The 25,740-nt window shown below is 71.6% G+C and carries 26 protein-coding genes; 11 read left to right on the top strand and 15 right to left on the bottom strand.

All coding sequences use genetic code 11. The features are described 5' to 3' along the window. Window positions 1-3 precede the first annotated feature (3 nt). Window positions 4-1,083: a Zn-dependent alcohol dehydrogenase gene (locus tag IOD14_RS31260; protein ID WP_212672120.1), complete on the top strand. Its 1,080-nt coding sequence runs from the start codon at window positions 4-6 to the stop codon at window positions 1,081-1,083. Window positions 1,084-1,212: 129 nt separating this feature from the next. After that, window positions 1,213-2,541, top strand: a complete 1,329-nt coding sequence (locus IOD14_RS31255; protein WP_212672119.1) for an MFS transporter — start codon at window positions 1,213-1,215, stop codon at window positions 2,539-2,541. Here IOD14_RS31255 and IOD14_RS31250 read toward each other — a convergent pair. The 3 genes from IOD14_RS31250 to IOD14_RS31240 form a co-directional block, all read right to left on the bottom strand. Continuing rightward, on the bottom strand, window positions 2,527-3,489 hold the full coding sequence (locus tag IOD14_RS31250; protein ID WP_123988154.1) for a DMT family transporter: 963 nt from the start codon (window positions 3,487-3,489) through the stop codon (window positions 2,527-2,529). The genes IOD14_RS31255 and IOD14_RS31250 overlap by 15 nt on opposite strands. Before the next feature lie 112 nt (window positions 3,490-3,601). Then, window positions 3,602-4,321 carry a winged helix-turn-helix domain-containing protein gene (locus IOD14_RS31245; RefSeq protein WP_174269079.1) on the bottom strand — a complete coding sequence of 240 codons (720 nt, stop codon included), beginning with the start codon at window positions 4,319-4,321 and terminating at the stop codon, window positions 3,602-3,604. Window positions 4,322-4,356: 35 nt separating this feature from the next. Next, window positions 4,357-4,998: a TetR/AcrR family transcriptional regulator gene (locus tag IOD14_RS31240; RefSeq protein WP_123988152.1), complete on the bottom strand. Its 642-nt coding sequence runs from the start codon at window positions 4,996-4,998 to the stop codon at window positions 4,357-4,359. 76 nt (window positions 4,999-5,074) lie between these two features. Between IOD14_RS31240 and IOD14_RS31235 the strand changes: the two genes are divergently transcribed. The 3 genes from IOD14_RS31235 (at window position 5,075) to IOD14_RS31225 (ending at window position 7,366) form a co-directional block, all read left to right on the top strand. Further along, window positions 5,075-6,229 (top strand): acyl-CoA dehydrogenase family protein, encoded by a 1,155-nt coding sequence (locus IOD14_RS31235; protein ID WP_212672118.1) that lies wholly within the window; start codon window positions 5,075-5,077, stop codon window positions 6,227-6,229. Between the two features lie 58 nt (window positions 6,230-6,287). Further along, the gene (locus tag IOD14_RS31230) at window positions 6,288-6,575 is read left to right on the top strand and encodes a YiaA/YiaB family inner membrane protein (protein ID WP_020117785.1); all 288 of its coding nucleotides are present in this window, start codon (window positions 6,288-6,290) and stop codon (window positions 6,573-6,575) included. A gap of 164 nt (window positions 6,576-6,739) precedes the next feature. Then, window positions 6,740-7,366 (top strand): TetR/AcrR family transcriptional regulator, encoded by a 627-nt coding sequence (locus IOD14_RS31225; RefSeq protein WP_123988150.1) that lies wholly within the window; start codon window positions 6,740-6,742, stop codon window positions 7,364-7,366. Between the two features lie 4 nt (window positions 7,367-7,370). Here the strand turns inward: IOD14_RS31225 and IOD14_RS31220 are convergent, their stop codons facing one another. Next, on the bottom strand, window positions 7,371-7,832 hold the full coding sequence (locus IOD14_RS31220) for a MaoC family dehydratase (RefSeq protein ID WP_123988149.1): 462 nt from the start codon (window positions 7,830-7,832) through the stop codon (window positions 7,371-7,373). A gap of 107 nt (window positions 7,833-7,939) precedes the next feature. On the opposite strand from IOD14_RS31220, the gene soxR reads away from it, so the two are divergent. Both soxR and IOD14_RS31210 read left to right on the top strand, forming a co-directional pair. Further along, window positions 7,940-8,455: a redox-sensitive transcriptional activator SoxR gene (soxR, locus tag IOD14_RS31215; RefSeq protein WP_123988148.1), complete on the top strand. Its 516-nt coding sequence runs from the start codon at window positions 7,940-7,942 to the stop codon at window positions 8,453-8,455. Window positions 8,456-8,546: 91 nt separating this feature from the next. Further along, window positions 8,547-9,278, top strand: a complete 732-nt coding sequence (locus tag IOD14_RS31210) for a hypothetical protein (RefSeq protein WP_212672117.1) — start codon at window positions 8,547-8,549, stop codon at window positions 9,276-9,278. On the opposite strand, the gene IOD14_RS31205 is transcribed toward IOD14_RS31210, so the two are convergent. After that, on the bottom strand, window positions 9,224-9,946 hold the full coding sequence (locus tag IOD14_RS31205; protein ID WP_123988146.1) for a 3-keto-5-aminohexanoate cleavage protein: 723 nt from the start codon (window positions 9,944-9,946) through the stop codon (window positions 9,224-9,226). The two genes, IOD14_RS31210 and IOD14_RS31205, sit on opposite strands and share 55 nt — an antisense overlap. A gap of 90 nt (window positions 9,947-10,036) precedes the next feature. Further along, entirely contained in the window at window positions 10,037-10,639 is a 603-nt protein-coding gene (locus tag IOD14_RS31200; protein WP_053850258.1) for a hypothetical protein, read from the bottom strand. Between the two features lie 232 nt (window positions 10,640-10,871). Between IOD14_RS31200 and IOD14_RS31195 the strand changes: the two genes are divergently transcribed. Then, on the top strand, window positions 10,872-13,658 hold the full coding sequence (locus IOD14_RS31195; protein ID WP_212672116.1) for a penicillin acylase family protein: 2,787 nt from the start codon (window positions 10,872-10,874) through the stop codon (window positions 13,656-13,658). A gap of 32 nt (window positions 13,659-13,690) precedes the next feature. On the opposite strand, the gene IOD14_RS31190 is transcribed toward IOD14_RS31195, so the two are convergent. After that, window positions 13,691-15,004: a serine-threonine protein kinase gene (locus IOD14_RS31190; protein WP_212672115.1), complete on the bottom strand. Its 1,314-nt coding sequence runs from the start codon at window positions 15,002-15,004 to the stop codon at window positions 13,691-13,693. 72 nt (window positions 15,005-15,076) lie between these two features. After that, on the bottom strand, window positions 15,077-16,309 hold the full coding sequence (locus IOD14_RS31185; protein ID WP_212672114.1) for a DUF1343 domain-containing protein: 1,233 nt from the start codon (window positions 16,307-16,309) through the stop codon (window positions 15,077-15,079). A 187-nt stretch (window positions 16,310-16,496) separates the two neighbouring features. Here IOD14_RS31185 and IOD14_RS31180 point away from each other — a divergent pair, with 187 nt between their 5' ends. The 3 genes from IOD14_RS31180 to IOD14_RS31170 are packed head-to-tail and all read left to right on the top strand — an operon-like array spanning window position 16,497 to window position 19,554. Continuing rightward, window positions 16,497-17,270: an SDR family oxidoreductase gene (locus tag IOD14_RS31180; protein WP_123988142.1), complete on the top strand. Its 774-nt coding sequence runs from the start codon at window positions 16,497-16,499 to the stop codon at window positions 17,268-17,270. Then, on the top strand, window positions 17,267-18,934 hold the full coding sequence (locus tag IOD14_RS31175; protein WP_212672113.1) for an AMP-binding protein: 1,668 nt from the start codon (window positions 17,267-17,269) through the stop codon (window positions 18,932-18,934). Before IOD14_RS31180 ends, IOD14_RS31175 begins: the two co-directional genes overlap by 4 nt. Before the next feature lie 26 nt (window positions 18,935-18,960). Beyond that, on the top strand, window positions 18,961-19,554 hold the full coding sequence (locus IOD14_RS31170) for a TetR/AcrR family transcriptional regulator (protein ID WP_123988140.1): 594 nt from the start codon (window positions 18,961-18,963) through the stop codon (window positions 19,552-19,554). A gap of 7 nt (window positions 19,555-19,561) precedes the next feature. Here IOD14_RS31170 and IOD14_RS31165 read toward each other — a convergent pair whose 3' ends face one another. From IOD14_RS31165 to IOD14_RS31135, 7 genes are all read right to left on the bottom strand, one after another. After that, window positions 19,562-20,776: an acyl-CoA dehydrogenase gene (locus IOD14_RS31165; RefSeq protein ID WP_123988139.1), complete on the bottom strand. Its 1,215-nt coding sequence runs from the start codon at window positions 20,774-20,776 to the stop codon at window positions 19,562-19,564. A gap of 5 nt (window positions 20,777-20,781) precedes the next feature. Next, window positions 20,782-21,816, bottom strand: a complete 1,035-nt coding sequence (locus tag IOD14_RS31160; protein ID WP_212672112.1) for a phosphotransferase family protein — start codon at window positions 21,814-21,816, stop codon at window positions 20,782-20,784. A gap of 168 nt (window positions 21,817-21,984) precedes the next feature. Continuing rightward, window positions 21,985-22,281: a hypothetical protein gene (locus IOD14_RS31155; RefSeq protein ID WP_123988137.1), complete on the bottom strand. Its 297-nt coding sequence runs from the start codon at window positions 22,279-22,281 to the stop codon at window positions 21,985-21,987. A gap of 288 nt (window positions 22,282-22,569) precedes the next feature. Beyond that, window positions 22,570-22,893, bottom strand: a complete 324-nt coding sequence (locus tag IOD14_RS31150; RefSeq protein WP_123988136.1) for a DUF202 domain-containing protein — start codon at window positions 22,891-22,893, stop codon at window positions 22,570-22,572. Next, window positions 22,890-23,282, bottom strand: coding sequence for a DUF202 domain-containing protein (locus tag IOD14_RS31145; RefSeq protein WP_123988135.1), 393 nt, complete (start codon window positions 23,280-23,282; stop codon window positions 22,890-22,892). The genes IOD14_RS31150 and IOD14_RS31145 overlap by 4 nt, the downstream gene beginning before the upstream one ends. Window positions 23,283-23,357: 75 nt before the next feature. After that, window positions 23,358-23,873 carry an NUDIX domain-containing protein gene (locus IOD14_RS31140; RefSeq protein WP_123988134.1) on the bottom strand — a complete coding sequence of 172 codons (516 nt, stop codon included), beginning with the start codon at window positions 23,871-23,873 and terminating at the stop codon, window positions 23,358-23,360. 493 nt (window positions 23,874-24,366) lie between these two features. Then, window positions 24,367-25,260: a DMT family transporter gene (locus IOD14_RS31135; protein WP_123988133.1), complete on the bottom strand. Its 894-nt coding sequence runs from the start codon at window positions 25,258-25,260 to the stop codon at window positions 24,367-24,369. Window positions 25,261-25,740: the final 480 nt, after the last annotated feature.

Raw genomic sequence — 25,740 nt, 5'->3', positions numbered from 1 at the left:
CCCGTGGTTCGTGCCGCCGTCCTTCCCGCCGTGGGCGCTCCCCTGGAGGTCACCGACATCGACCTCCCGGACCCCGGCCCCGGCCAGGTCCGCGTCCGCCTCGCCGCCGCCGGGGTCTGCCACTCCGACCTGTCCCTGTCCAACGGCACCATGCGCGTCCCCGTCCCGGCCGTCCTCGGCCACGAGGGCGCGGGCACGGTCGTCGCCGTGGGGGAGGGGGTCACCGGGGTGGCGCCCGGCGCCGGAGTCGTCCTCAACTGGGCTCCCTCCTGCGGCAGTTGTCACGCCTGCTCGCTCGGCGAGGTCTGGCTGTGCGCCAACGCCCTGAACGGCGCCGCCGACGTCTACGCCCGTACTGCGGACGGCACCGACCTCCACCCCGGTCTGAACGTCGCCGCGTTCGCCGAGGAGACGGTCGTCTCCGAGTCCTGCCTCCTGCCCCTCCCCGACGGCATCCCGCTCACCGACGCGGCCCTGCTGGGCTGCGCGGTCCTCACCGGATACGGCGCCGTCCACCACTCGGCGCGGGTCCGGGAGGGCGAGACGGTCGCGGTGTACGGCGTCGGAGGCGTGGGCCTGGCCGCGCTCCAGGCGGCCCGGATCGCGGGCGCCTCGCGGATCGTCGCCGTCGATGTCTCCCCGGAGAAGGAGGAGTTGGCGCGCGCCGCCGGGGCCACCGACTACGTGATCGCCTCCGACACCACCGCCCGCGAGATCAGGGGCCTGACCGGCAAGCAGGGCGTCGACGTCGCCGTCGAGTGCGTGGGCCGCGCGTCGACCATCCGCACGGCCTGGGACTCGACCCGCCGCGGCGGCCGTACGACCGTCGTCGGCATCGGCGGCAAGGACCAGCAGGTCACCTTCAACGCCCTGGAGATCTTCCACTGGGGCCGCACCCTCGCGGGCTGCGTCTACGGCAACTCCAACCCCGCCGAGGATCTCCCCGTGCTCGCCGAGCACGTCCGGGTGGGCCGGCTCGACCTCGGGGCGCTGGTGACGGAACGGATCGCGCTCGACGGCATCCCGGCGGCCTTCGACAACATGCTGGCGGGCAAGGGCGGCAGGGCATTGGTGGTGTTCTGACCCACGGGTCGCCCGGAGCCCCGCCCCAGGTGCTCCGGGCAACCTTCCCGCACAACCGTTGACCCCATACCGTCCGGTCAGTATGTTCAGCCGCCAACGTCCCCACGCACCCACCGGAGTGTGCACCGCATGGACACGGCCCCTTCCGCTCAGCCCACATCCGTGGACGCTCCCGCGGCTCCCCACCGCCGGCGCGTAGCCACCGCCGCCGCCCTCGCCTCCGCCGTCGAGTGGTACGACTACTTCGTCTTCGGCATCGCCGCCGCCCTCGTCCTGGGCGATCTGTACTTCCCCGCGGGCAGCTCCACCGCCGGCGTCCTCGCCGCCTTCGCCACCTTCGCGGTCGGCTTCCTCGCCCGCCCGATCGGCGGCATCGTCGCCGGCCAGCTCGGCGACAAGCGCGGCCGCAAGCCCATGCTCGTCCTCGCGCTCACCCTCATGGGCCTCGCCACCACCGGCATCGGCCTGCTGCCGACGTACGACACGATCGGCGTCGCCGCCCCGATCCTGCTCGTCCTGCTCCGCGTCGTACAGGGCGTCGCGGTCGGCGCGCAGTGGGGCGGCGCGATGCTGCTGGCCACCGAGTACGCCCCCGAGGGCAAGCGCGGCCTCTACGGCAGCGTCGTCCAACTCGGGGTCCCCATCGGCGTGGTGACGGCCAACACGGTCTTCCTGCTGGCCGGCGCGTTCACCACGGACGCCGACTTCGCCGCCTGGGGCTGGCGCATCCCCTTCCTCATCGGCCTGTTCGTTCTCGCGCTCGCCTGGTACATCCACACCAAGGTCGAGGAGACCCCCGAATTCCGGCAGGCGGAGCGGGAGTTGGCCGAGCAGGAGAAGACCGAGCAGAACTCCCCGCTGCGCACGGTCCTGCGCCACCACCTCGGCACGGTCCTGCTCGCCGGTGGTTCCTTCGCCGTGAACACCGCGACCTTCTACATCCTGATCACCGGTGTCCTCGACTACACCACCCGCGAACTCGGCATGAAACGCAGTGCCGTTCTCGCCGTCTCCCTCTGCATCAGCCTCACCCAGCTGGTGCTGATCCCGGCCGCCGCCGCTCTCTCCGACCGCCTCGGCCGCATCCGGATCTACGCCGTCGGCGCGGTCGGCATCGCCCTGTGGGCCGTACCGATGTTCCTGCTGATCGACACCGGCTCACTGCTGTGGCTGGCGGTCGGCACCTTCGTCGCCGGGTGCTTCCTCAGCATCATGTACGGCCCCCAGGCCGCCCTGTTCGCCGAGCTGTTCACACCCGAGATGCGCTACACCGGCGCCTCCCTCGGCTACCAGATCGCCGCCGTGCTCGGCGGTGGGCTCGCGCCCTTCCTGATGGTGCTGCTGCTGGAGGCCACGGGGACGTCGATGGCGGTCTCCGGGTACATCATCGGGCTCTCGGTGATCGCGCTGCTCTGCATCAAGGTGCTGGCGGACAGGGCGCGTTCACGCGGAGTCTGAGGCCGTCTCGGGATCCGACGTCCTCTCGGGCCGTGGTTCCGGTGCCGGCACCGGAACCACGGCCTCGGCCGTCCGCCCGCGGGAGCGGGACACCGCCACGCCGGCCAGGCACAGCGCCCCTCCCGCGAGCGTGAACAGGCCAGGGACCTCGCCGAGCGCCAGCCAGGACATCAGGACGACCAGGGCGGGGACCGCGTAGGTGGTCGCGCCCATGCGGCTGGCGGTCGTACGGGCCAGGGCGTACGCCCAGGTGGTGAAGGCCAGCGCGGTCGGGAAGACGCCCAGGTAGATCATGTTGAGGGTCGCCGAGGCGGGGGCGTCGGCCGCCTCCGAGACCAGCTGCCCGGCGAACGGGAGACAGACGACGGCGCCGATGAGGCAGCCGAACGTCGTCGCCTGCAGCGGGGTCGCGGAGCCCAGGACCGGCTTCTGCGCGACGACCCCGCCGGCGTAGGCGATCGCCGCGAGCAGGCACAGGACCACGCCGAGCACCGAGGAGCCACCGTCGTCCGACATCGACAGACCCACGGTGACCGCGCCCGCGAAGGAGACCGCCATCCCGGCCAGCAGCCGGGGTGGCATCGCGTCCCCGAGCAGCCGGGCGCCGAGCAGGGCGATCAGGATCGGGCCGATGTTCACCACCAGGGCGGCGGTGCCCGCGTCCACCTGCTGCTCGCCCCAGTTCAGGACGACCATGTAGAAGCCGAACCACAGGACGCCGGAGATCGCGATGCCGCGCCAGGCGGAGCGCGGGGGCAGGCCCTCCCGCCGTATGAGGCAGATCGCGCCCAGGGCGAGTGCGCCGGAGAGCAGGCGGCCGAGGGCCAGGGCGCCGGGGGAGTAGACGTCGCCCGCGCTGCGGATGGAGACGAAGGCGGAGGCCCAGAGGATCACGGTCAGCGTGGCTGCGCCGGCGGCCAGGAGGTCGGTGCGGCGGGGGTTCATCATGCTCCTGAGGGTAGGGACGGTGGGGTTCGGAAGCTCGCGGATTTCGGACGGGTGCGTTGCCGTCCGCGGCTCCGTGGGGCTGGTCGCGCGGTTCCCGCGTCTCTGAAAGCGCTCAACGCAAGGTGTCCGCATTGATTCCCAGGAGCTCGGACAGTGCCAGCGAGCCCGCCTGGGTCACCTTCACCGCCCGCTCCGAGCCGATGCGTACGCACCAGCCCTCGGCGAGGGCGTGCCGGCACAGGGCGGCTCCCGCCACCCCGGCCAGGTGCGGACGGCGTTCCGTCCAGTCGAGGCAGGCCCGGGCCAGCGGGCGGCGGCCCTTGCGGTCGAGGGAGATGCCCGCGGCCTCGAACCAGGCCAGTCCCGCGTCCGTCAGTGCGAAACCCGTGTCCTGTCGCAGCAGTCGGCGGGACGTCAGAGCATCCGTCACCGCGATGCCCAGTCGCCCCGCCAGATGGTCGTAGCAGGTGCGGCCCCGGGCCATCGCCGAGCCCGCGCTCGACTCCCGCAGGTTCCGCGGGTGTTGCACGGTGTTCGGGGAGACCTGGGCCGCCAGGTCCTCGACCAGGTGGGCCACCCGCGCGTCGGCCAGCCGCACATAACGGTGGCGGCCCTGGCGCTCCTGCGTCAGCAGTCCGCCCGCGACCAGCTTGTCCAGGTGCTCGCTCAGGGTCGACGCGGCGACCCCCGCGCGGCGGGCCAGCTCGCCCGCCGTCCAGGCCCGGCCGTCGAGCAGGGCCAGCAGACAGGCAGCCCGGGTCTCGTCGGCGATCAGGGCGGCCAGCCGCGCCAGCTGGGGTGCCTGCGGGTCCTCGGTCATGGCATCCAGCATGCGGGAGCAATGCTTCGGCGCCCACCGAAATATCGCTACGCGGTGCTTCTGACCTGCTCGTACTGCTGCGCGAGACCGTCCAGCAGGGCCCTGAGCCCGGTCTCGAAGGCGCGCTCGTCGATCTTCTCCTGCTGTTCGGCGAGCAGGTGGGCCTGGCCGAGGTGGGGATAGTCCGCGGGGTCGTACGCGCTCGCGTCGTCCACGAAGCCGCCGGCGAACGAACCGAGCGCGGAGCCCATGATGAAGTACCGCATCAGCGCGCCGATGGAGGTGGCCTGCGCCGGTGGCCAGCCCGCGTCGACCATCGCGCCGTAGACCGCGTCGGCGAGCCGCAGGCCCGCGGGGCGGCGGCCGGGGCCCCGGGCCAGGACCGGCACGATGTTGGGGTGGTCGCGCAGGGCGCCGCGGTAGGAGACGGCCCAGTCGTGCAGGGCGGTCCGCCAGGCCCGGCCGTCCTCGAACATCGACAGGTCGACCTGGGCGCTCACCGAGTCGGCGACCGCCTCCAGGATCTCGTCCTTGGTGCGGAAGTGGTTGTAGAGGGACGGGCCGCTGACCCCGAGTTCCGCCGCCAGCCGCCGGGTGGACAGTGCCGCGAGGCCCTCCGTGTCCACGAGCGCGCGTGCCGTCTCGACGATCCGGTCGGTGCTGAGGAGGGGCTTGCGCGGTCGGGCCATGGCGCACATAGTAGGGCTGCGGACAGGAAACTAGCAGTGCTAATTTAAAGGTGTCCTTCTCGAGAGAGGTGATCGTGTGGTCGACCTGGGGCTCAGCGAGGAGCAGGCCGCCGTCCGGCGACTGGCACGGGACTTTGTGGACCGTGAGATCGCCCCCCATGTCATCGCCTGGGACCGCGCCGAGGAGGTGGACCGGTCGATCGTCAAGAAGCTCGGCGAGGTGGGCTTCCTCGGCCTGACGATCGACGAGGAGTACGGCGGCTCGGGCGGCGATCATCTGGCGTACTGCCTGGTCACCGAGGAGCTCGGACGGGGCGACTCGTCCGTGCGCGGGATCGTGTCCGTGTCGCTGGGGCTCGTCGCCAAGACGGTCGCCGGGTGGGGGAGTGAGGAGCAGAAGCGGCGCTGGCTGCCCGGGCTCACCTCCGGCGAGTACCTCGGCTGCTTCGGCCTCACCGAGCCCGGCACCGGCTCCGACGCGGGCAACCTCGCCACGCGCGCGGTGCGGGACGGCGACGACTACGTCATCGACGGCACCAAGATGTTCATCACGAACGGGACCTGGGCCGATGTGGTGCTCCTGTTCGCCCGCTCGACCGACGCGCCGGGCCACAAGGGCGTCTCCGCCTTCCTCGTGCCCACCGACACCCCCGGGCTGAGCCGTCGCACCGTCCACGGCAAGCTCGGGCTGCGGGGACAGGCCACCGCCGAACTCGTCCTGGAGGGGGTGCGGGTGCCCGCCTCCGCGCTGGTCGGCGAGGAGGGCAAGGGGTTCTCCGTCGCCATGTCCGCGCTGGCCAAGGGGCGGATGTCGGTGGCGGCGGGCTGTGTGGGCATCGCCCAGGCCGCCCTGGACGCGGCCGTCCGGTACGCCGGTGAGCGCGAGCAGTTCGGCAAGCCGATCGCCGGGCACCAGCTCGTCCAGGAGCTGATCAGCGACATCGCCGTCGACGTCGACGCGGCCAGGCTTCTGACCTGGCGGGTGGCCGACCTGATCGACCGCGGCGAGCCCTTCGCCGTCGAGTCCTCCAAGGCCAAGCTCTTCGCCTCGGAAGCGGCCGTGCGCGCCGCGAACAACGCCCTCCAGGTCTTCGGCGGCTACGGCTACATCGACGAGTACCCGGCGGGCAAACTGCTGCGCGACGCCCGGGTGATGACCCTCTACGAGGGCACGAGCCAGATCCAGAAGCTGGTCATAGGGCGGGCGTTGACCGGAGTCTCGGCGTTCTGAGTACCGTCTGAGTATCCGAGCGGATGTGGCCCGGGTCACGATCGAAGAGACTCGGGCCATGAGTGACACACCGGTCAAGCAGCAGAACACGGCGGCCTTCTACGGTCAGGCCGTCGCCTCCTTCGCCGTGGCCATGGCCGCCACGGCGGTCGGCATCTTCCGGCTGAACGCCGACGCCTGGGTGCGCGGCTTCCTCGCGATCGCCGTCCTGTACCTGGTCACCTCCGCCTTCACCCTGGCCAAGGTCATCCGTGACCGCCAGGAGGCCGGTCAGATCGTCAGCCGCGTCGACCAGGCCCGCCTGGAGAAGCTCCTCGCGGAGCACGACCCCTTCGAGAAGCTCTGAGCGGTGCCGCCGGCCGGTGCCCTCGGGGCGACTCCCCGCGCGACCCTTTCCGCCGCCGTCCCGCCCGCTGCGACCCCTCCTGGCGCCCCGCTGAACGGGGAGGCTAAGCGCTCGCTCAGGTTGGGCGGTATGGTGGGGGTTCTGACAGTGGAGAGGGGCGTGCGATGAGTACGGCGGAGGAGACGGCCGACGGCGAGACGTCGGCGTGGGGCGAGGTCACGCCCGACGCGGCGCGGCGGCTGCTCGTCGCCGCGGTGGAGGCTTTCGCCGAGCGGGGCTATCACGCCACCACGACCCGGGACATCGCGGGCCGGGCCGGGATGAGCCCCGCCGCGCTCTACATCCACTACAAGACCAAGGAAGAGCTGCTCCACCGCATCAGCAGGATCGGTCACGCCAAGGCGCTGGAGATCCTCCAGGTCGCGGCCCGCCGCGAGGGCACCGCGACCGAGCGGCTCGCGGACGCGGTGAGCTCCTTCGTGCGCTGGCACGCGGGCGGCCGTACCACCGCCCGGGTCGTCCAGTACGAACTCGACTCCCTCGGCCCCGACGCCCGCGCCGAGATCCTCGCTCTGCGCCGGCAGTGCGACGCCGAGGTGCGCGGGATCATCGAGGACGGCGTGGCCTCCGGTGAGTTCGACGTGCTCGACGTGCGGGGCACGACCCTCGCCGTCATGTCGCTCTGCATCGACGTGGCCCGCTGGTTCAACGTCGACGGCCCCTGGACGCCCGACGAGGTCGGCGCGCTCGACGCCGACCTCGTGCTACGGATGGTGGGGGCGGCGAAGTAGCCGCTCAGAGGTAGTAGCGGGACACCGACTCCGCCACGCACACCGGCTTGTCCCCGCCCTCGCGCTCCACGCTGAAGGCGACGGTGACCTGGACGCCGCCCGCCACGTCGTCGACGCCGGTGATCCGCGCGGTGGCGCGCAGGCGGGAGCCCACGGGCACCGGCGCGGGGAAACGCACCTTGTTCGTCCCGTAGTTGACGCCCATCTTCACCCCCTCGACGCTGATCAACTGCGGCCCGAACAGCGGCAGCAGGGAGAGGGTGAGATAGCCGTGCGCGATGGTCGTGCCGAAGGGGCCCGTGGCGGCCTTCTCCGGGTCGACATGGATCCACTGGTGGTCGCCGGTGGCCTCCGCGAACAGGTCGATGCGCTTCTGGTCGACCTCCAGCCAGTCGGTGTACCCCAGCTGCTCGCCCACCGCCGCCTTCAGGTCGTCGACGCCCGTGAAGTTCCTCGGCTCTGCCATGTCCCGGCCTCCTCGCCACACAATGTCTAAGCAACTGCTTAGCATGGTCGGCCGGGGACCCCCTGTCAACGGACCGCGAGGGTGACGGCATGGGTAGGGTTCGAGGGGTGCCCCAGATTCCCGAGAAGATCCATGAACTCACGGTCGGCCAGCTCGCCGCCCGCAGCGGCGCCGCCGTCTCCGCCCTGCACTTCTACGAGTCCAAGGGCCTGATCAGCAGCCGCCGCACCACGGGCAACCAGCGCCGCTACTCCCGTGACGCGCTGCGCAGGGTCGCGTTCGTCCGGGCCGCCCAGCGGGTCGGCATCCCCCTGGCCACGATCCGCGACGCCCTCTCCGAGCTGCCCGAGGAACGCACGCCCACCCGCGAGGACTGGGCCCGGCTCTCCGAGGCCTGGCGCTCCGAACTCGACGAGCGCATCAAGCAGTTGAACCGGCTGCGCGACCACCTCACCGACTGCATCGGCTGCGGCTGTCTCTCCCTCGACACCTGCGTCCTGTCCAACCCGGACGACGTCTTCGGCGACCGGCTGACCGGGTCGCGACTGCTGGTCGAGCAGAGCCGGGAGCGGCAGCGGGGCGGACGCCGGGAGCGGGAGGACGCGGTGGACGAGCGCTGCTGAAACCGCTGGTGCCCGCTGCCCGTGCCTGGTAGCGTCGCGATCTTCGGTCGGCGGCGACGCCGCGTCCGGAGTCCTGACGGGACCAACTCCCATGCACGCAACCGCCCTTGAGGCAGCCCTGGCGGACATCGACACCGTGTTCAACGGGTTCGCCAGCCCCGGTGAGACCGCCTGCAGCGTCTGCGACCTTCCCGAGGAGGTCGCGTATCTGCGCACACCGTACGTCCGGATACCGGTGGACGTGGTCAGGCAGTACACCTTCCAGGCGTCGGGTCACTTCGACGACCAGGACGCCGCGATGCGGCGCCTGCTGCCTCAGGGGGCGCGAGCGCTGACCGAGGGGGCCCTGGGCCCGCTCGGTCTCGGCTTCCACGGTCTCGCCGTCGTCGACTGGCGCTCGTGGCCCGAGCAGCAGGCTGCCGCCGTCGAGACGTTCGTGCACACCTGGTGGCAGGACGTCCTCGCGACGCCCGAGCCGCCCTACTCGATCAGTGAGATCTTCGAGCTGTGCGCCTCGATCCTCGGATCGGCGGCCCCGCTGCTCGACCTGTGGCGGCCGGCCCCGGTCGCGGACGCGCACCTGGCGCAGTGCGTCGACTGGTGGCTCGCGGACCTGCTCGTGGACGGCACCCCGTTCGGCTGGTGGCTGCACGGCGAGGAGATCGCCCTGCCCGTACTCCGGTCCTGGCTGGCCGCCCACGCCCCCGCCCGCCTCCGCGCCCAGGGCGAGCCCGACCTCGCGGCCCGCGTCGAACTCCTCGCCCTGCCCTACGACGAGCGGTGGGCCCACCCGTACTGGACCAGCCCCTCGGCCACCAACTGAGCGTTGGACACGGCCCGTCGGCCGTCCGGCAGGAACAGCGTGTCCTCCAGGCCGATCCTCGTCGCGAGACCCAGCCGCCCGGCGAGCCGCAGCACCGGCCAGGCCCCGGCGTCCTCGCCGTGCAGCAGGACGGGGCGGCCGTGGGCCGGGCCGAGTTCAGTGAGGAGTGCGCGTGCGGAGGCCTCCGCCGCCTCGGTGTCCGTCACCTCCGCGAGGACACGCAGCACCTTCGGGGCGAGCGCGGACACCGCGAACCGGGCCGCCCCGTCCGTGCCCGACCAGATGCCGGCCTCCACACCGACACCCAGGTCGATCAGTGCCGCGGCCAGTGACTCGGCCCCCGGCTCGTGCCAGTTCACCGAGGCGTGGTCGGGCAGCACGGTCCAGCTCCGGATGCGGGCGAGCCGGTCCTCTGGGTCCGGGTCCGCCCAGGCGCCGGTCGTCACGCCGACCGGGACCGGCACCCGCGCGCGGATCGCGTCGAGCGTCGCCGCGACCACCCGCGGCGACAGACTGTCCTGTCCGCAAGGCGTCTTGGGGTGGACATGGATGTCCGTGGCACCCGCCGCGACGGCCTCGGCCGCCGCCTGCGCCATGGACTCGGGCGTGAGCGGCACCGCCACTCCGTCGGCGGCCCCGCGCGGGCCGTTCAGACACACCTGCACCATTCCTCGATGGTGCCAGGCGGCACCGACGGTTCAACCCTGTCCAACAGGGGGTGCGGCATCCCCGGCGCACCCCCGGTGCGCTCACACGCTCTAGGCCGACATCAGCAACCGTCCGCGCCTGGCGTCCGCCAGGGCCTCGGGGGTGAGCACGGGCCGCGGCACCAGGATTCCGCAGTCCGCGCAGACCGGACCGGTCGAGGGCTCGTGGTCCAGTTCGTACTTCCAGACGAGCCGCTCCCCGTCGCACACCGGGCACACCGCGCCCGGCTCGCGCTCCAGCGCGGAGATCAGCCTGCGCAGCACCTCGGCCAGTGAATCATCGGGGTGCACCCGGGGGTCGTCGCACCACGCGACTCCGAACCCGCCCCAGGTCAGGCGGTGCCAGTCGTCCACACTGCCCGGCCTGCGCAACCCGTCGTGCTTCTCCTTCTTGCGCCGCTCGGCGAACTCGACCTCGTAGGCCAGCCAGACCGAACGCGCCTCCTCCAGCTCCTCCAGTGCGGCCACGAGCCGCGCCGGATCGGGGGAGCGGTCCTCGGGACCGAAACCCGCCCGGGAGCACAAGTGGTCCCAGGTCGCCCTGTGCCCGTAAGGAGCGAACCGCTCAAGGCACTTGCGCAGCGAGTAGCGCCGAAGCGCCAGATCGCACCGCGGATCTCGCACCTGTCTCGCCAGACTCCGGAAACCGGCCATCGCCCTGCACCTCCGTCACACCTGCACCTGTACTTCGGTCACTTCGGCGTCACCGCGCGGACTTCGCGCGGCGTTGTCGAATAGACGTATCGACAAGCGATTTGGCTCCATCCGATTTCCGATGCCCCCCATAAGCCCGAGAACCCCTGCCAAAACTTGACGCATGTTCATCTTCAATCCCGGGGATACCGGCGGTAACGTCCGGCCACACCCCCCGTCGGTTGGAGCTGCCATGCCACGGCGCACCTCACGCACCGCACTCGACAGACTGAGAACTCCCGGCAGACTCACCGGGTTCCTGAAGTCCGCTTCCGTATGCGTCCTGATTGCCGGCCTTTTGTCCCCGCTTGCCCAGACCGCGGCCGCCGCCGAGGCCGCGACGCCGAACGACTACTGCGGCGGCCAGTGTTCCGACATCCTGCCGCCCGGCGAGAACGGCAACGCCACCCTCGCGCAGATCCTCCTCAACCAGGCCTTCGGCACCCAGCCCGACCACGCCGAGGACCAGCTCGGCCCCTACGCCAACCTGGCCAAGGGGTACCCCGCACTCACCAACTCCACCATCAACACCTTCTTCAACGACGCGTCGTTCGGGGTCGCCGCCGATCAAGTCGCCTCCACCCTGAGCCCCGCGGGCCGCACCGACGTGAAGATCGTCCGGGACAAGAAGACCGGTGTGCCGCACATCACCGGTACCACCAGGTACGGCACCGAGTTCGGCGCGGGCTACGCGGCCGCTCAGGACCGGCTGTGGCTCATGGACGTCTTCCGCCACGTCGGCCGCGGCCAGCTGACCACCTTCGCCGGCGGCGCCCCCTCCAACCAGGGCCTGGAGCAGCAGTTCTGGCGCAACGCGCCCTACACCGAGGCCGATCTCCAGGCGCAGATCGACAACGCCGTCGCCAATGCGGGCGCCCGCGGCCAGCAGGCCCTCGCCGACGCCAACGCCTACCTCGCCGGCATCAACGCCTACATCGACGCCTCCGACAGCGGCCGCTACTTCCCCGGCGAGTACGTCCTGACCGGCCACAAGGACTCCGTCACCAACGCCGGCACCATCGACCACTTCAAGCTCACCGACCTGGTCGCGCTGGCCTCCGTCATCGGCGCCCTCTTCGGCTCCGGGGGCGGCGGCGAGGTCAACAACGCGATCTCGCTGATGGCCGCCCAGGAGCGGTACGGCGTGACGAAGGGCACCGAGGTCTGGGAGTCCTTCCGCGAGCGCAACGACCCCGAGGCGGTCCTCACCGTCCACAACGGCGAGAGCTTCCCGTACGCCGCCAAGCCCGCCGACGCACAGGGCGAGGCGCTGCCCGACGCCGGTTCGGTGGCCACCGAACCCCTGGTCCACGACCCGACGGGCACCGGCGCCGACCAGAGCGCCTCGGCGGCCTCCGCCACGGCCACCGCGAACGCCCTCACCTCGGCCAAGCGCGGCATGTCCAACGCCCTCGTGGTCAGCGGGAAGTACACCGCAAGCGGCCACCCGGTCGCCGTCTTCGGCCCGCAGACCGGGTACTTCGCACCCCAGCTGCTCATGCTCCAGGAGATCCAGGGCCCGGGCATCAGCGCCCGCGGTGCCTCCTTCGCGGGCCTGAGCATGTACGTCGAACTCGGCCGCGGCCAGGACTACTCGTGGAGCGCCACGACCTCCGGCCAGGACATCATCGACACCTACGCCGTCGAACTGTGCCAGGACGACTACCACTACCTGTACCACGGCACCTGCACGGCCATGGACAAGATCGAGCAGAAGAACTCCTGGGCCCCGACCACGGCCGACGGCACCGCCGCGGGCTCGTACACGATGAGGGTCTGGAAGACGAAGTACGGCCCCGTCGAGTACCGCGCGACCGTCGGCGGCAAGAAGGTCGCCTACACCACCCTGCGCTCCTCCTACATGCACGAGGCCGACTCGATCATCGGCTTCCAGATGCTGAACGACCCGGACTACGTCAAGAGCCCGCAGGACTTCCAGAGCGCGGTGCAGCACATCAACTACACCTTCAACTGGTTCTACGCCGACTCCACGCACACCGCGTACTACAACAGCGGTGACAACCCGGTGCGCGCGAGCGGCGTCGACGCCGAGTTCCCGGTGTGGGCCCAGGCGGCGTACGACTGGAGGAACTGGAACCCGACCACCAACACCGCCGACTACACGCCGGCCTCCGCGCACCCCAACTCCATCGACCAGGACTACTACATCTCCTGGAACAACAAGCAGGCCAAGGACTACACCAGCGCGCCCTGGGGCGAGGGCTCGGTGCACCGCGGCAACCTGCTGGAGGACCGGGTGAAGAAACTGGTCGCGGCCGGCGGGGTCACCCGGGCCTCGCTGGTGAAGGCCATGGCGGACGCCTCCCTCGCCGACCTGCGCGCCGAGGACGTCCTGCCCGACCTGCTCAAGGTGGTCAACAGCTCGACGGTCACCGACTCCACGGCCGCGGCCGCGGTGACCAAGCTGCAGACCTGGCTGACGGCCGGCGGCAAGCGCACCGAGACCTCGGCGGGTTCGAAGAAGTACGCCGACGCCGACGCGATCCGCATCCTGGACGCGTGGTGGCCGCTGCTGACCAAGGGCATCTTCGAACCGGGCCTGGGCACCGGCCTGTACACCGCCCTCCAGGCCAACCTGCCCGTCGACGAGTCCCCGTCGGCCGCGCACGGCCCCACCGGCGCCCACGCGGGCAGCTCCTTCCAGTACGGCTGGTGGAGCTACGTCGACAAGGACGTCCGCGCGGTGCTCGGTGAGAGCGTGCAGGGCCCGCTGGCGAACAAGTACTGCGGCGGTGGCAGCCTCAGCGCCTGCCGGGACATCCTGATCAGCACCCTGAAGACCGCGGCCGGCAAGACCGCGGCCCAGGTCTACCCCGGCGACTCCCTGTGCTCGGCGGGCGATCAGTGGTGCGCCGACTCGATCGTGCAGCGCACCCTGGGCGGCATCAAGCACTCCAACATCAGCTGGCAGAACCGTCCGACCTTCCAGCAGGTGGTGGAGTTCACCTCGCACCGGTAACACCGCGAGAGAGCAAGGCTGTTGGCGGCGGGTCAGCGGATGCGGCCCGCCGTCAGCACCAGTTGGGCCAGCTCGCGGTGGCAGATGTCGCTGTGCGCGCCCGAGGGCGGTCCACCGCGTCTGACGACGGCCGCCGTGTCGACGTTCACGCAGCCCTTCACCGGCAGCTTCCTGAGAGCCTCGGCGAGCTTCAGGGACACCGTGCCCGGCACGGCCTGCACCCCGTCGTGCCCCATGGCACCCCACTTGGGGCCCAGCGTCCGGCCGATGTCGAAGGCCGCGACACCCCTCGCGTCCCCCGCCATGCGCGAGGCCAGCGGGTACAGGGTGCCGAGCGCCGAGTCATGGCTGGAGTGACAGCACACCAGCGGCCCGTCCACCCGGTTCTGCTGCCCCTGCAGCACACCTCCCGCGCGCGGGTCGTGCGGGAGCCGGGTGGTGAACGCGTAGTGCGAGAAGGCCCCTTGGAGCAGTGTGACGGACTTGACCGTCCGCACCCCCTCCGGCAGGCCGCGCAGCGCGAACGACACCAGCCGCCCGCCGAAGCTGTGTCCCACGAGATGCACCCGCACCCCGGGCGCCGCGGCGGCGAGCTGCCCGACCACCCGGCCGAGCCCCCGCTCGCCGACCGTGCCGGCGCGCCGCTTCATCGCGTAGTACGTGCCCTGCCGCAGCAGTTCGTGCGCGCCGTCCCACGGGTTGGGAATCGAGAACCCCTGTACTCCGTCCGGGGATTCGAGATCGGCGAGGGCCTGCGCGAACTCCTCGCACACCGCCGCCGCCGACCCGGCGAGGATCTCCGGCTCGTCCTGCGGCACGCCCTCCGCCAGGGTGTCCGCAGCGAACAACGCCTGCGGCCCCGGCGGCACGACCTCCACCAGCATCCGCACCAGCCGCCCGAACTCCTCCAACTCGGCGTCCTCGCGCGGCTGCTGGTCCAGCAGCCGGGCCAACTGGTCGATCACGGTGGCCCTGCCCGGGAAGGTCTCGAGCAGCGCGTGCCGGGTGTCCTTGTCGAGCACCGGACGCGGCGGCAGCTCGGCGGCCACCGCCCGCGGGAAGTCCGGGATCGGCTCGTCGGAGAACCGCATCGACGGCCATACGACCCCCACGTACCCGAGTCTCGCGGCCGGTGCGAGCTCCGGGAACGGGGCGAAGAAGCTGCTGCAGAGGCGGGTCGCCCCCGAGCGGTCGCTGTTCCAGCCGTGCGAGAAGACGATCAGGTCCTCGACGCCCCGGTCCACGACCTCCGCGAGCAGCCGGTCCCGCCGACCGGTGTGCGGGTCACCGTCGGCGTCGAAGGTCAGCTCCCAGTACGGCGTCACGCTCATCGCCGGATCCGCCATCACGCACCACCTCGTCCCCCGTAGTGGTGCGTATCGTCCTGCTGCCGGGCGAAGTTGGCCATACTTCGCGGCTCATCCGTAGAGGAGGTAATTCTTTCGAATCCGCCGGAAAGCGCTCAGCTCCTCGCGCCAGCCCGCCACGACCTCGTCGGTGTCCGCGCCGGCGTCGATCATCGTGCGGACCAGGGCGGAGCCGGTGAGCTTGTCGATCCAGTTGTCGGGGCGCCAGGCGAACCCGGACCAGACGTTCCTGGCGGTCACGAGCAGGGCGACTCCGGTGCGGACGGGGTCGTACGCGGCCTTGTCGTGGACGTGGATCTGCATCCCGCCGATCGTCTTCCCCTGGAACTTGGAGAACGTGGGGGCGAAGTACGCCTCCCTGAAGTGCGCACCGGGCAGGCCGAGTTCGTTCGCGGCGGCGGCCCAGCGGCCGTCCAGCCCCTCGGCGCCGAGGAGTTCGAAGGGGCGGGTGGTGCCGCGGCCCTCGGAGAGGTTCGTGCCCTCGAAGAGACAGGTGCCGGAGTACACCAGGGCCGTGTCGGGGGTCGGCATGTTCGGGCTCGGCGGGACCCAGGGCAGGTCCCAGGCGTCGTAGAACTCCGAGCGCCGCCAGCCCGTCATCAGGACCGTGTCCAGCGGGACGGGGGTGGTGAGGAACTCGCCGTTGAAGAGCCGGGCCAGCTCCGCGACGGTCATGCCGTGCGCCTGGGAGATGGGCTGTCTGCCCACGAAGGTCGCGAACTCCCGGTGCAGGACCGGGCCCCGTGCCGTGCGACCGGTGACCGGGTTCGGGCGGTCCAGGACGACGAAGCGCTTGCCGGCCAGCTGGGCCGCCTCCATGCAGTCGTACAGGGTCCAGATGTAGGTGTAGAAGCGGGCGCCGACGTCCTGGATGTCGAAGACGACCGTGTCCACGGCGGAGGCGGTGAAGATGTCGGCGAGGGGCCGCCCGCTCTTCAGATAGGTGTCGTAGACGGGGAGTCCGGTCGCGGGGTCGTCGTAGCGGCCCTCGGAGCCTCCCGCTTGCGCGGTGCCCCGGAAGCCGTGCTCGGGGCCGAAGACGGCGGTGAGATTCACCCTCTCGTCGGCGTGCATCACGTCGACGATGTGCCGGACGTCGCGGGTGACGCCGGTGGGGTTGGTGACGACGCCGACGCGCTGACCCTGCAGTTGTTCGTAGCCGCTCGCAACCAGGTTCTCGAAACCGGTACGTCTGCGCGGGTGGGCTGCTTGGGTGGGGGGTGCGGAGGTGAGTGACGCCGTTGCCGTTGCCGCTGCCAGCAGGGTCCGTCTGGATAGGCGCATGAGGTGCACGGTAGGTGCTCCTGCGGGCTGTGGGGAGGGTGCGCGCAGTACGTGGCCTGTCGCGCCCACGCGGCGGAGTCGCACATCGATGGAGTCCGCGCCCCTGGGGAGGTCCCCCTCACCCTTTCTTTGAACATACCGACCGGTTAGTCTGGGCCCGCAGTCGAGCCGCAGTCGAAGGAGACCGATGGTGGAAGCCCTGCAGGACGCCGGAGTGGTTGTGACCGGAGCGGGAGGCGGCATCGGGGCCGCGCTCGCGCGGCGGTTCGCTGCGGAAGGGGCCCGGGTCGTCGTCAACGACCTCGACGCCGGGCGGGCCAAGGCCGTCGCCGAGGAGGTCGGGGGGATCGCCATGGCCGGGGACGCCTCGGCCGTCGTCTCCGAGGCCCGTGACGCCCTGAACGGCGTCGTCGACGTCTACTGCGCCAACGCCGGGGTCGCCATCGGGAGCGGGAACGCCGACGAGCCGCTCGACGAGACCGGCTGGGCCACCTCCTGGGACGTCAACGTCATGGCCCATGTACGGGCCGCCCACGCGCTGCTTCCCGAATGGCTGGAGCGGGGGAGCGGGCGGTTCGTGTCCACCGTCTCCGCCGCCGGGCTGCTGACCATGATCGGGGCCGCCCCCTACGCCGTCACCAAGCACGGGGCGTACGCCTTCGCCGAGTACCTGTCGCTGACGTACCGCCACCGCGGGATCAAGGTGCACGCGATCTGCCCGCAGGGGGTGCGCACCGACATGCTCGCGGCCACCGGGACCGCGGGGGACCTGGTGCTCAAGCCGACCGCCGTCGAGCCGGAGGACGTGGCCGAGGCCCTCTTCCGGGGGATCGAGGAGGACCGGTTCCTGATCCTTCCGCACCCGGAGGTCGCCGAGTACTACCGGACCCGGGCCGCCGAACCCGATCGCTGGCTGGCCGGCATGAACCACCTCCAGCGCAAGTGGGAGGAGGTCCGATGACCGAGTCCCGTTACGCGGCCAAGCCCTGGTTGAGCCTGCTCAGCGAGGCCCAGCGCGGTCCCGTCGAGCCCGACGACTCCCTCGTGCACGCCCTGCGGCGGGCCGTCTCCGAGGCGCCGGAGCGGCCCTTCCTCGCCTACTTCGACGGGCGGCTCGGCTACCGCGAGGTCGACGAGCTCAGCGACTCGGTCGCCGGGCACCTCGCCACTCGCGGTCTGCAGCGCGGGGACCGGGTGGCGATCCTGCTCCAGAACTCCCCGCTGTTCGTCCTCGCGCTGCTCGGTGCCTGGAAGGCGGGCGCGGTCGTCGTGCCCGTCAACCCCATGTACAAGTCGGGGGAGGTCGGCCATGTCCTGCGGGACGGCGAGGTGGCCGCGCTGATCTGCTCCGACCGCGCCTGGGAGTCGTATCTGCGCGAGACGGCGGCGGACTCGCCGGTGCGGATCGTGCTCACCGGCTGCGAGCTGGACTTCCAGACCCGCGGGGACGCGCGCGTGCTCACCTTCGAGCGGCTGCCGCGGGCCGAGGACACCGACGACCTCGTCGCGGTCGCGCGGGCCGGGCACAAGGCGCCCGAGGGCCGGGACGTCACGCCCTCCGACATCGCGCTGATCAGCTACACCTCCGGCACCAGCGGCACACCCAAGGGCGCCACCAACACGCACGGCAACCTCATGTACAACGCCGAGCGGCAGCGGACCGGGCTCGGCCTTCCCGACGCGCCCGTCTACTTCGCGCTCGCGCCGCTGTTCCACATCACCGGGATGGTCTGCCAGCTCGGGGCGTGTCTGAACAGCGTCGGCACGCTGGTGCTGGCGTACCGCTTCGAGGCGGGCGTGGTCCTGGAGGCGTTCGCCGAGCACCGGCCGCACTACACCGTCGGCCCGTCGACCGCGTTCATGGCGCTGGCCGCCCACCCGGACGTCACCCGCGAGCACTTCTCGTCCTTCGTCAACATCTCCTCGGGCGGGGCCCCGCTGCCGCCCGCCCTGGTGGAGAAGTTCCGGGCCGGCTTCGGGCCGTACATCCGCAACGGCTACGGACTGACCGAGTGCTCCGCGCCCTGCGCCTCCGTGCCGCCGGAGCGGGAGGCGCCGGTCGACCCGGTGTCGGGGACGCTGGCCGTGGGGGTGCCGGGGCCCGACACGGTCGTACGGATCGTCGACGACAGCGGTGCCGAGGTGCCCTTCGGCGAGCAGGGCGAGATCGTCGTGCGCGGCCCCCAGGTGGTGCCCGGCTACTGGCGCCGTCCCGACGCGACCGCCGAGACCTTCCCGGGCGGCGAACTGCGCACGGGTGACATCGGCTTCATGGACCCGCAGGGCTGGCTGTACGTCGTCGACCGCAAGAAGGACATGATCAACGCGTCCGGCTTCAAGGTGTGGCCGCGCGAGGTCGAGGACGTGCTGTACACGCATCCTGCGGTGCGCGAGGCGGCCGTCGTCGGGGTGCCCGACGGGTACCGCGGGGAGACTGTCAAGGCGTACATCAGCCTCCGTCCGGGTGCCGAAACCGACCCCGGTGCGCTCGCCGCGTTCTGCAAGGAGAGACTGGCCGCCTACAAATACCCGCGGCACGTGGAGATCCTGCCCGAGTTGCCGAAGACGGCAAGTGGGAAGATCCTCCGTCGGGAACTGCGTTCCCGACCGCACAACAGCGAATGACCTCTCGGAAGGCAGGTGGCGGCACAGTGCCCAGGACGACGGACGGAGACGGTACGCCCGTCCCGCAGCGGCTGCTGGCCGCCGCCACCCGGCTCTTCGCCGAGCAGGGCTACGACCGCACCTCCGTGCAGGAGATCGTCGAGGCGGCCGGCGTCACCAAGGGGGCGCTGTACCACTACTTCGGTTCCAAGGACGACCTCCTGCACGAGGTGTACGCGCGCGTGCTGCGCGTCCAGCAGGAGCGCCTGGACGCGCTCGCGAACGCCGACGAGCCGATCGAGAAGCGGCTGCGGGCGGCGGCCGCCGACGTCGTGGTCACCACGATCGAGAACCTCGACGACGCGATGATCTTCTTCCGCTCGATGCACCACCTGAGCCCCGAGAAGAACAAGCAGGTCAGGGCCGAGCGGCGCAAGTACCACGAGCGCTTCCGCGCGCTCATCGAGGAGGGCCAGGAAGCGGGCGTCTTCTCGACGGCGACCCCGGCCGACCTCGTCGTGGACTACCACTTCGGCTCCGTCCACCACCTGTCGACCTGGTACCGCCCGGACGGCCCGATGAGCCCCCAGGAGGTGGCCGACCACCTGGCCGACCTCCTCCTGCGGTCCCTGCGGCCCTAGCGGTCCGCTACAGGTACTTCTTCAGCTCCCGCCGGGCCAGCGACCGCTGGTGCACCTCGTCCGGGCCGTCCGCGATCATCAGGGTGCGGGCGCCGGCGTAGAGCTCGGCCAGGGGGAAGTCCTGGCTCACTCCGCCCGCGCCGTGCAACTGGATGGCACGGTCGATGATGTCGACGACCGCGCGGGGCGTGGCGATCTTGATCGACTGGATCTCGGTGTGGGCGCCCCGGTTGCCGACCGTGTCCATCAGCCAGGCCGTCTTCAGGACCAGCAGGCGCAGCTGTTCCACGGTCACGCGCGCGTCGGCGATCCAGTTGTGGACCACCCCCTGCTGGGCCAGCGCCTTGCCGAAGGCCGTACGGGACACGGCCCGCCTGCACATCAGCTCGATCGCCCGCTCGGCCATGCCGATGAGGCGCATGCAGTGGTGGATCCGGCCGGGGCCCAGGCGGGCCTGCGCGATGGCGAAGCCGCCGCCCTCCTCGCCGATCAGGTTGGAGGCCGGCACGCGCGCGTGGTCGAAGATCACCTCGGCGTGGCCGCCGTGGTAGTGGTCCTCGTAGCCGAAGACCTGCATCGCGCGCTTGACGGTGACGCCCGGGGTGTCGCGGGGGACCAGGATCATGGACTGCTGGCGGCGGATGTCCGCCCCGTCCGGGTCGGTCTTGCCCATCACGATGAAGATCTTGCAGTCCGGGTTCATCGCCCCGGAGATGTACCACTTGCGGCCCGTGACGACGTAGTCGTCGCCGTCGCGCTCGATGTACGTGGTGATGTTGGTGGCGTCGGCGGAGGCCACCTCCGGCTCGGTCATCGCGAACGCCGAGCGGATCTCACCGGCGAGCAGCGGCTCCAGCCACTGCTTCTTCTGCCGCTCGTCGCCGAACTGGCTCAGCACCTCCATGTTGCCGGTGTCCGGCGCGGCACAGTTCAGCGCGGTGGGCGCGAGCTGCGGGGAGCGGCCGGTGATCTCGGCGAGGGGCGCGTACTGGAGGTTGGTGAGTCCCGCGCCGTACTCGGCGTCGGGCAGGAAGAGGTTCCACAGGCCCTGCCTGCGCGCCTCCGCCTTCAGCTCCTCCACCACCGCCGGGGTGTCCCACGGGGAGGCCAGCAGGGCGCGCTGCTCCTCCGCGACGGCCTCGGCGGGGTAGACGTACTCGTCCATGAAGGCGAGCAGCTTGGCGCGCAGCTCCTCGGTGCGTGCGTCGAACGCGAAGTCCATGCGGATCAGCCTTCCTGGATGCCGTCGTGAAGCGTGGTCAGACCGTGCTGGATGAAGACCGGGACCAGGTCGCCGATGCGGTCGAAGCCGCGGCCCACCGTCTGGCCCAGGGTGTAGCGGTAGTGGATGCCCTCCAGGATCACGGCGAGCTTGAACCACGCGAACGCCGTGTACCAGGACACCGCCGTCACGTCCCGCCCCGAACGCTCGGCGTACCGCGCGACCAGTTCGGCCGGATCCGGGTGGCCCGGGGCCTCGGCGGTCGTGGAGACGGGGGAGTCGGGCGTGCCCAGCGGCAGGCTGTACATCACCAGCAGGCCGAGGTCGGTGAGCGGGTCGCCGAGGGTCGACATCTCCCAGTCGAGGATCGCCTTGATCCGGTCGTCGTCGCCCATCAGGACGTTGTCGAGCCGGTAGTCGCCGTGCACGACCGTCGCCGCGGGGGACTGCGGGAGATGGCGGCCGAGGGCCGCGTGCAGCTCGTCGATGCCCGCCAGGTCGCGGTTACGGGAGGCGTCCAGCTGCTTGCCCCAGCGGCGCAGCTGGCGGTCCAGGAAGCCCTCGGGGCGGCCGAAGTCCGCGAGGCCCACCTCGGCGGGGTCCACCGCGTGCAGCTCGACGAGGGTGTCGACGAGGGACAGCACGGCGTCGCGGGTGCGCTCGGGGCCGAGGGGGGCGAGCTGGTCTGCGGTGCGGTACGGGGTTCCCTCGACGAACTCCATGACGTAGAACGGCGATCCGAGCACCTGCTCGTCCTCGCACAGCAGGACCGGGTTCGGCACCGGCACGTCGGTGGGGTGCAGGGCGCTGATGACCCGGTGCTCGCGCTTCATGTCGTGCGCGGTGGCCAGGACATGGCCGAGCGGGGGCCGTCGTACGACCCATTGCGCGCTGCCGTCCGAGACCGCGTACGTGAGGTTCGACCGTCCGCCCTCGATCAGCCGGCCGGTCAGGGGGCCCTGGACCAGGCCGGGGCGCTCACGGTCGAGCAGGCCGCGCAGCCGGTCCAGATCGAGGCCTGGCGGATGGTCGGGGCTCATCGGGGCTCCTTACGCACGCGTGGACGGTTGCCGACCATCATGCCGACTGGTCGGTATGTCGTCCAGGGGGAACAGTGAACGTGATCCGGCCCACGATAGGCCGACAGCTCCCCGCGCGGTGCGGCGGGGAGCTGTCGGCGGTGCTTCTCGGTCAGGCCGGCGGTCAGGTCAGTGGTCGTCCCAGTGGCCCTCGTGGGCGGCGTGCCGGTGGCCGTCGTGGAGGTAGTCGACGTGGTCGCCGTGCAGGACGCTCTCGTGTCCGCAGTCCTGGCCGTGCCGGTGCTCGTGCCCCTCGTGCGCGACGTGCCCGCCGGGCTCGCACTCGTCCCAGTGCCCCTCGTGCTCGCGGTGCAGATGTCCGTCGTGCGCGTAGTCGACGTGGTCCTCGTGCGGCACCTCGGTGTGCCCGCAGCCGGAGCCGTGCGTGTGCGCGTGGGAGGGGTGTTCGTGGTGGAGGGTGGTCATGGTGCTCACCTTCGAAGCGACGGGCGATGACGTCGGACAGGCTGCCACGGGTGGGGTGCGTATCGGGTGATTCGGGACGCGTGGCGGGCGTGGGGGTGGGTGGGAACGGGCTTCGGGGAGCGGCTTGTGGCGACGGTACGGCGAACTGGCGACCGTACGGCGATGGGGCGATGCGTGCCTGCTGGGAGAGGCGGCGCTGTGGCCGCCGGTCGTGCGGGTCGTGGGGGGTGCCGGTCGCGCGGGTCGTGGGGCTGCCGTCGGAAACCGCTGTCGTCCGCCCGCTGCCCCTCAGAACACCAACGCGGCCCCGCACACCGCCAGCGCCATCGTGCACAGGACCGCCGCCGTGGCGTGGCCGCGGGAGAGGGCGGAGGGGGTGCCGGTCGCGGTCAGGGTGCGGATGCGGCGGTGGGCGAGGTGGAGGAGGCCCAGCCAGAGGGCGCAGCACAGGGTGCAGGCGACGAGGCCCGCGGGGGAGGGGCCGCCGTGCAGCGCGGTCTTCACGGCGAGGACGGCGCAGGCGGTGCCCGAGAGGGTCGTACGGCGCCAGGCGAGGCGGGTGCGTTCGGGCTGGAGCCCCGGGTCGCGCTCCACGGCGGCGCCCTCGCTCATCCCTCCCACCCGACGAGCACCACGACGACCATGGCCACGGCCACCACCGCGACCACCAGGCTCAGCAGCGCCGGGAACCGCGACACCGGCAGATCCTCGCCCCGCCGCATCGCCCGCTCGCACCGCACCCAGTGGTTGACCGCCCGCAAGGAGCACAGCACGCCTGCCCCGAGCAGGGCGAGCGCGAGCCCGACCCGCCAGCCCCAGCGCAGGTCCGGCAGGAACTGGTCCACGGCGAAACCACCGCCGATCAGTGCGAGCGCGGTGCGCAGCCAGGCCAGAAAGGTGCGTTCGTTGGCCAGCGAGAACCGGTAGTCGGGGGTGTGGCCCTCCTGCCGGACCTCCTCGGGGGCGAACCAGACGCGGACGTTCCGTGCGAAATCGATCACGCGCACGAGCCTATCGGCCGGGTCGGCCAAGGACGGTGTCCGGGGCGGTCGCCGACGCTGGGGGCGCCGGGCCGCTCAGCGCGTCGACCGGTGCGCCTTGAGCCGTTCGTACGCCGCCAGCCCGTCCGGCACCCACTCCCAGTCGCGCAGGCGTAGCTCCACCTCGTCCTCCGGCAGGAAGTCGTGCCAGGCGACCTCCTCCACCTGGGGGCTGACCGGGAGCTCGCAGCGGACCTCGTAGACCGCGGACCACCAGGTTCGGCCGGCGCCGTCGTCGTAGAGGAACTTGAAGAGGTACTCCGGGCGGGGCAGGCCCTGCACGCCCAGCTCCTCCTCGGCCTCGCGCAGGGCCGCGTCGTCGTACGACTCACCCGCGCCGACCACTCCGCCGACGAACATGTCGTAGAGGGACGGGAAGACCAGCTTGGTCGGCGTCCGACGGTGGACGAAGAGGCGGCCCTCGGCGTCCCTGGCCTGGATGAAGACACAACGGTGGCGCAGCCCCTCGGCGTAGGCCCTGCCCCGCGGGGACTGCGCGACGACGTTGTCGTGCTCGTCGACGATGTCGAGGATCTCGTCAGCAGCGCTCATGCGTCCCATCCAATCAGGGGCGGGCGGCCGAGCGGGGCGGGCGTCCGAGCGGGGCGCGCGGCCGAGTGCGAGCGCGGCCTGGCACCGCGACGGCGAGGCGCGGCCAAGAGGGGTCGGCGGTCGCCCGGACCACGCACCCGAGCGGGAGACCGGCGCCCGGGCGGAGCCCGGGGTCGAGCCCGGAGTCGAGCCGGGGCCTGCGGTCGAGCGGGGCCGGCAGCTGTGCGGGGTCATCTCCAGCGACGGCTCCGCAGCCGAGCAGGCGCCCGCAGCCCTTCGCAGAGCCCTGTGTCCAACCGGACGCCGGCATCCAGGCCCGTCCCCGCAGCCCTGCGAACCATGCTGACGCCCGCAACCGGGGCCGTCCCCGCAGCCCTGCGAAGCATGCTGACGCCCGCAACCGGGGCCGTCCCCGCAGCCCTGCGAAGCATGCTGACGCCCGCAACCGGGCCCGTCCCCGCAGCCTCACACGCCGCTCGCAGCCCTCCGCCCCTCAGCTCGGCTGCAGGTTCCGCGCAGGTTCCGAGCGGTCGGCTCCGCAGGGCATCGCGGGGTGCATTCCCAGCAGGACGATGCCGGTGACGACGGCCGCGAGCCCCACCGCCTCCCAGGTCAGCGCGGCGGTGTCGGTGCGCAGCCGGTCGCCCAGGAAGCCCACCCCGCAGACGATCCCGGCGAGCGGCTGGGCCGCGGTCAGGGCCGGCAGCGACATCCTGAGCGGCGCGGTCTCGAACGCGCTCTGCACCAGGACGAGCCCGGTGACACCGAGGGCCAGCACGGTGTAAGGCTGCCAGCCGGTCAGCAGCTCGGCGAGGCCGCCCTCGGTGAAGCGCTGGCCGCTGACCCGGGTGAGGGCGTCCTGGACGCCGTACAGCAGGCCGGCCGCCAGGGCCAGCAGGACCGGGCCCGCGCTGAGGCGGGAGCGCTTGGCGTAGGTCGTGAGCAGCAGGGCGAGGCCGATCATCGCGCCGATGATCAGCCAGTGCCGGAAGGGGTCGGTGATCGCCGTGCCGCCGCGCGGCTCGCCCGCCACGATGAACGCGGTCACCCCGCCCGCGAGCAGCGCGAGCCCCGCCCACCCCTGGCGGCCCAGCGGCTGCTTGGTCTGCCTGCGGGAGAGGGCGAGGGCGAACAGCAGGTTCGTGGCGAGGAGGGGTTCGACCAGGGACACCTCGCCCTGGCCCAGCGCGATCGCGCCGAGGATCATTCCCGCCACCATCAGGCCGATGCCGCCGAGCCAGCGCGGCACCTTCACCAGGTCGAGAAGGAGCCGTGGCGAGAGGAAGTCGCTCAGCGGGGCCTGACGGGCCGCGTTCTGCTGGAGCACAAAGCCGAAGCCCAGGCAACAGGCAGCACTCACGGCGAGAGTCAGAACCAGAACCGACACGCTGCGTACCTCGATCGTCGGGCCGGTGGCGGGGTGGTTGTCGCCGACTGTAGCGTCCCAGCGTCCGGCTTGCCCCTGGGAGTACCCGGATTCGGGCCGTCGACTCGGCCACCGAGCTCTTCTCGGCGACGGGGGTTCCCGTCATGGTGCGGGGCGGGGAGGCACGGCGCCATGGCGTACGCCACAGCCATAGGGCCTTGACCCGGTCCCACCAGCATCGCGTCACCACAACTTCCTCTCAAGTGTGGAGAGTTGACGCGTGTAATGCGCATGTGACCCTTGACGCAAACCATTGGCGGGCGGTTGGCTGTCCGTGATCAGTCGATGGCAGCGCGAATCGGCTCGCCGACCTGCCCGCATCGGCTGTCGGCCTGCCCCCATGCGCCCAGGCATCCCCTGCGCCCCACTCGTCCAGCCCTCCCTCTCCACCCCATCCGTATCCCACCCGTCCAGACGATCCCTGCCATCCCAGGCACCTCG

This window comes from Streptomyces sp. A2-16, from assembly GCF_018128905.1.
Lineage (GTDB): Bacteria > Actinomycetota > Actinomycetes > Streptomycetales > Streptomycetaceae > Streptomyces.
The sequence above is the reverse complement of the archived record's forward strand: the minus strand, read 5'-3'. Positions and strand labels throughout refer to the sequence as shown.

Coding starts and splice junctions, on each gene's coding strand:
- IOD14_RS31155 (WP_123988137.1), bottom strand. CDS start 22,281: ATGACCACCCTCCACCACGAACACCCCTCCCACGCGCACACGCACGGC.
- IOD14_RS31200 (WP_053850258.1), bottom strand. CDS start 10,639: ATGGCCGGTTTCCGGAGTCTGGCGAGACAGGTGCGAGATCCGCGGTGC.
- IOD14_RS31220 (WP_123988149.1), bottom strand. CDS start 7,832: ATGGCAGAGCCGAGGAACTTCACGGGCGTCGACGACCTGAAGGCGGCG.
- IOD14_RS31225 (WP_123988150.1), top strand. CDS start 6,740: ATGAGTACGGCGGAGGAGACGGCCGACGGCGAGACGTCGGCGTGGGGC.
- IOD14_RS31140 (WP_123988134.1), bottom strand. CDS start 23,873: ATGAGCGCTGCTGACGAGATCCTCGACATCGTCGACGAGCACGACAAC.
- IOD14_RS31165 (WP_123988139.1), bottom strand. CDS start 20,776: ATGGACTTCGCGTTCGACGCACGCACCGAGGAGCTGCGCGCCAAGCTG.
- IOD14_RS31160 (WP_212672112.1), bottom strand. CDS start 21,816: ATGAGCCCCGACCATCCGCCAGGCCTCGATCTGGACCGGCTGCGCGGC.
- IOD14_RS31175 (WP_212672113.1), top strand. CDS start 17,267: ATGACCGAGTCCCGTTACGCGGCCAAGCCCTGGTTGAGCCTGCTCAGC.
- IOD14_RS31185 (WP_212672114.1), bottom strand. CDS start 16,309: ATGCGCCTATCCAGACGGACCCTGCTGGCAGCGGCAACGGCAACGGCG.
- IOD14_RS31230 (WP_020117785.1), top strand. CDS start 6,288: ATGAGTGACACACCGGTCAAGCAGCAGAACACGGCGGCCTTCTACGGT.
- IOD14_RS31150 (WP_123988136.1), bottom strand. CDS start 22,893: ATGAGCGAGGGCGCCGCCGTGGAGCGCGACCCGGGGCTCCAGCCCGAA.
- IOD14_RS31190 (WP_212672115.1), bottom strand. CDS start 15,004: ATGGCGGATCCGGCGATGAGCGTGACGCCGTACTGGGAGCTGACCTTC.
- IOD14_RS31255 (WP_212672119.1), top strand. CDS start 1,213: ATGGACACGGCCCCTTCCGCTCAGCCCACATCCGTGGACGCTCCCGCG.
- IOD14_RS31240 (WP_123988152.1), bottom strand. CDS start 4,998: ATGGCCCGACCGCGCAAGCCCCTCCTCAGCACCGACCGGATCGTCGAG.
- IOD14_RS31250 (WP_123988154.1), bottom strand. CDS start 3,489: ATGATGAACCCCCGCCGCACCGACCTCCTGGCCGCCGGCGCAGCCACG.
- IOD14_RS31180 (WP_123988142.1), top strand. CDS start 16,497: ATGGTGGAAGCCCTGCAGGACGCCGGAGTGGTTGTGACCGGAGCGGGA.
- IOD14_RS31195 (WP_212672116.1), top strand. CDS start 10,872: ATGCCACGGCGCACCTCACGCACCGCACTCGACAGACTGAGAACTCCC.
- IOD14_RS31205 (WP_123988146.1), bottom strand. CDS start 9,946: ATGGTGCAGGTGTGTCTGAACGGCCCGCGCGGGGCCGCCGACGGAGTG.
- IOD14_RS31210 (WP_212672117.1), top strand. CDS start 8,547: ATGCACGCAACCGCCCTTGAGGCAGCCCTGGCGGACATCGACACCGTG.
- IOD14_RS31245 (WP_174269079.1), bottom strand. CDS start 4,321: ATGCTGGATGCCATGACCGAGGACCCGCAGGCACCCCAGCTGGCGCGG.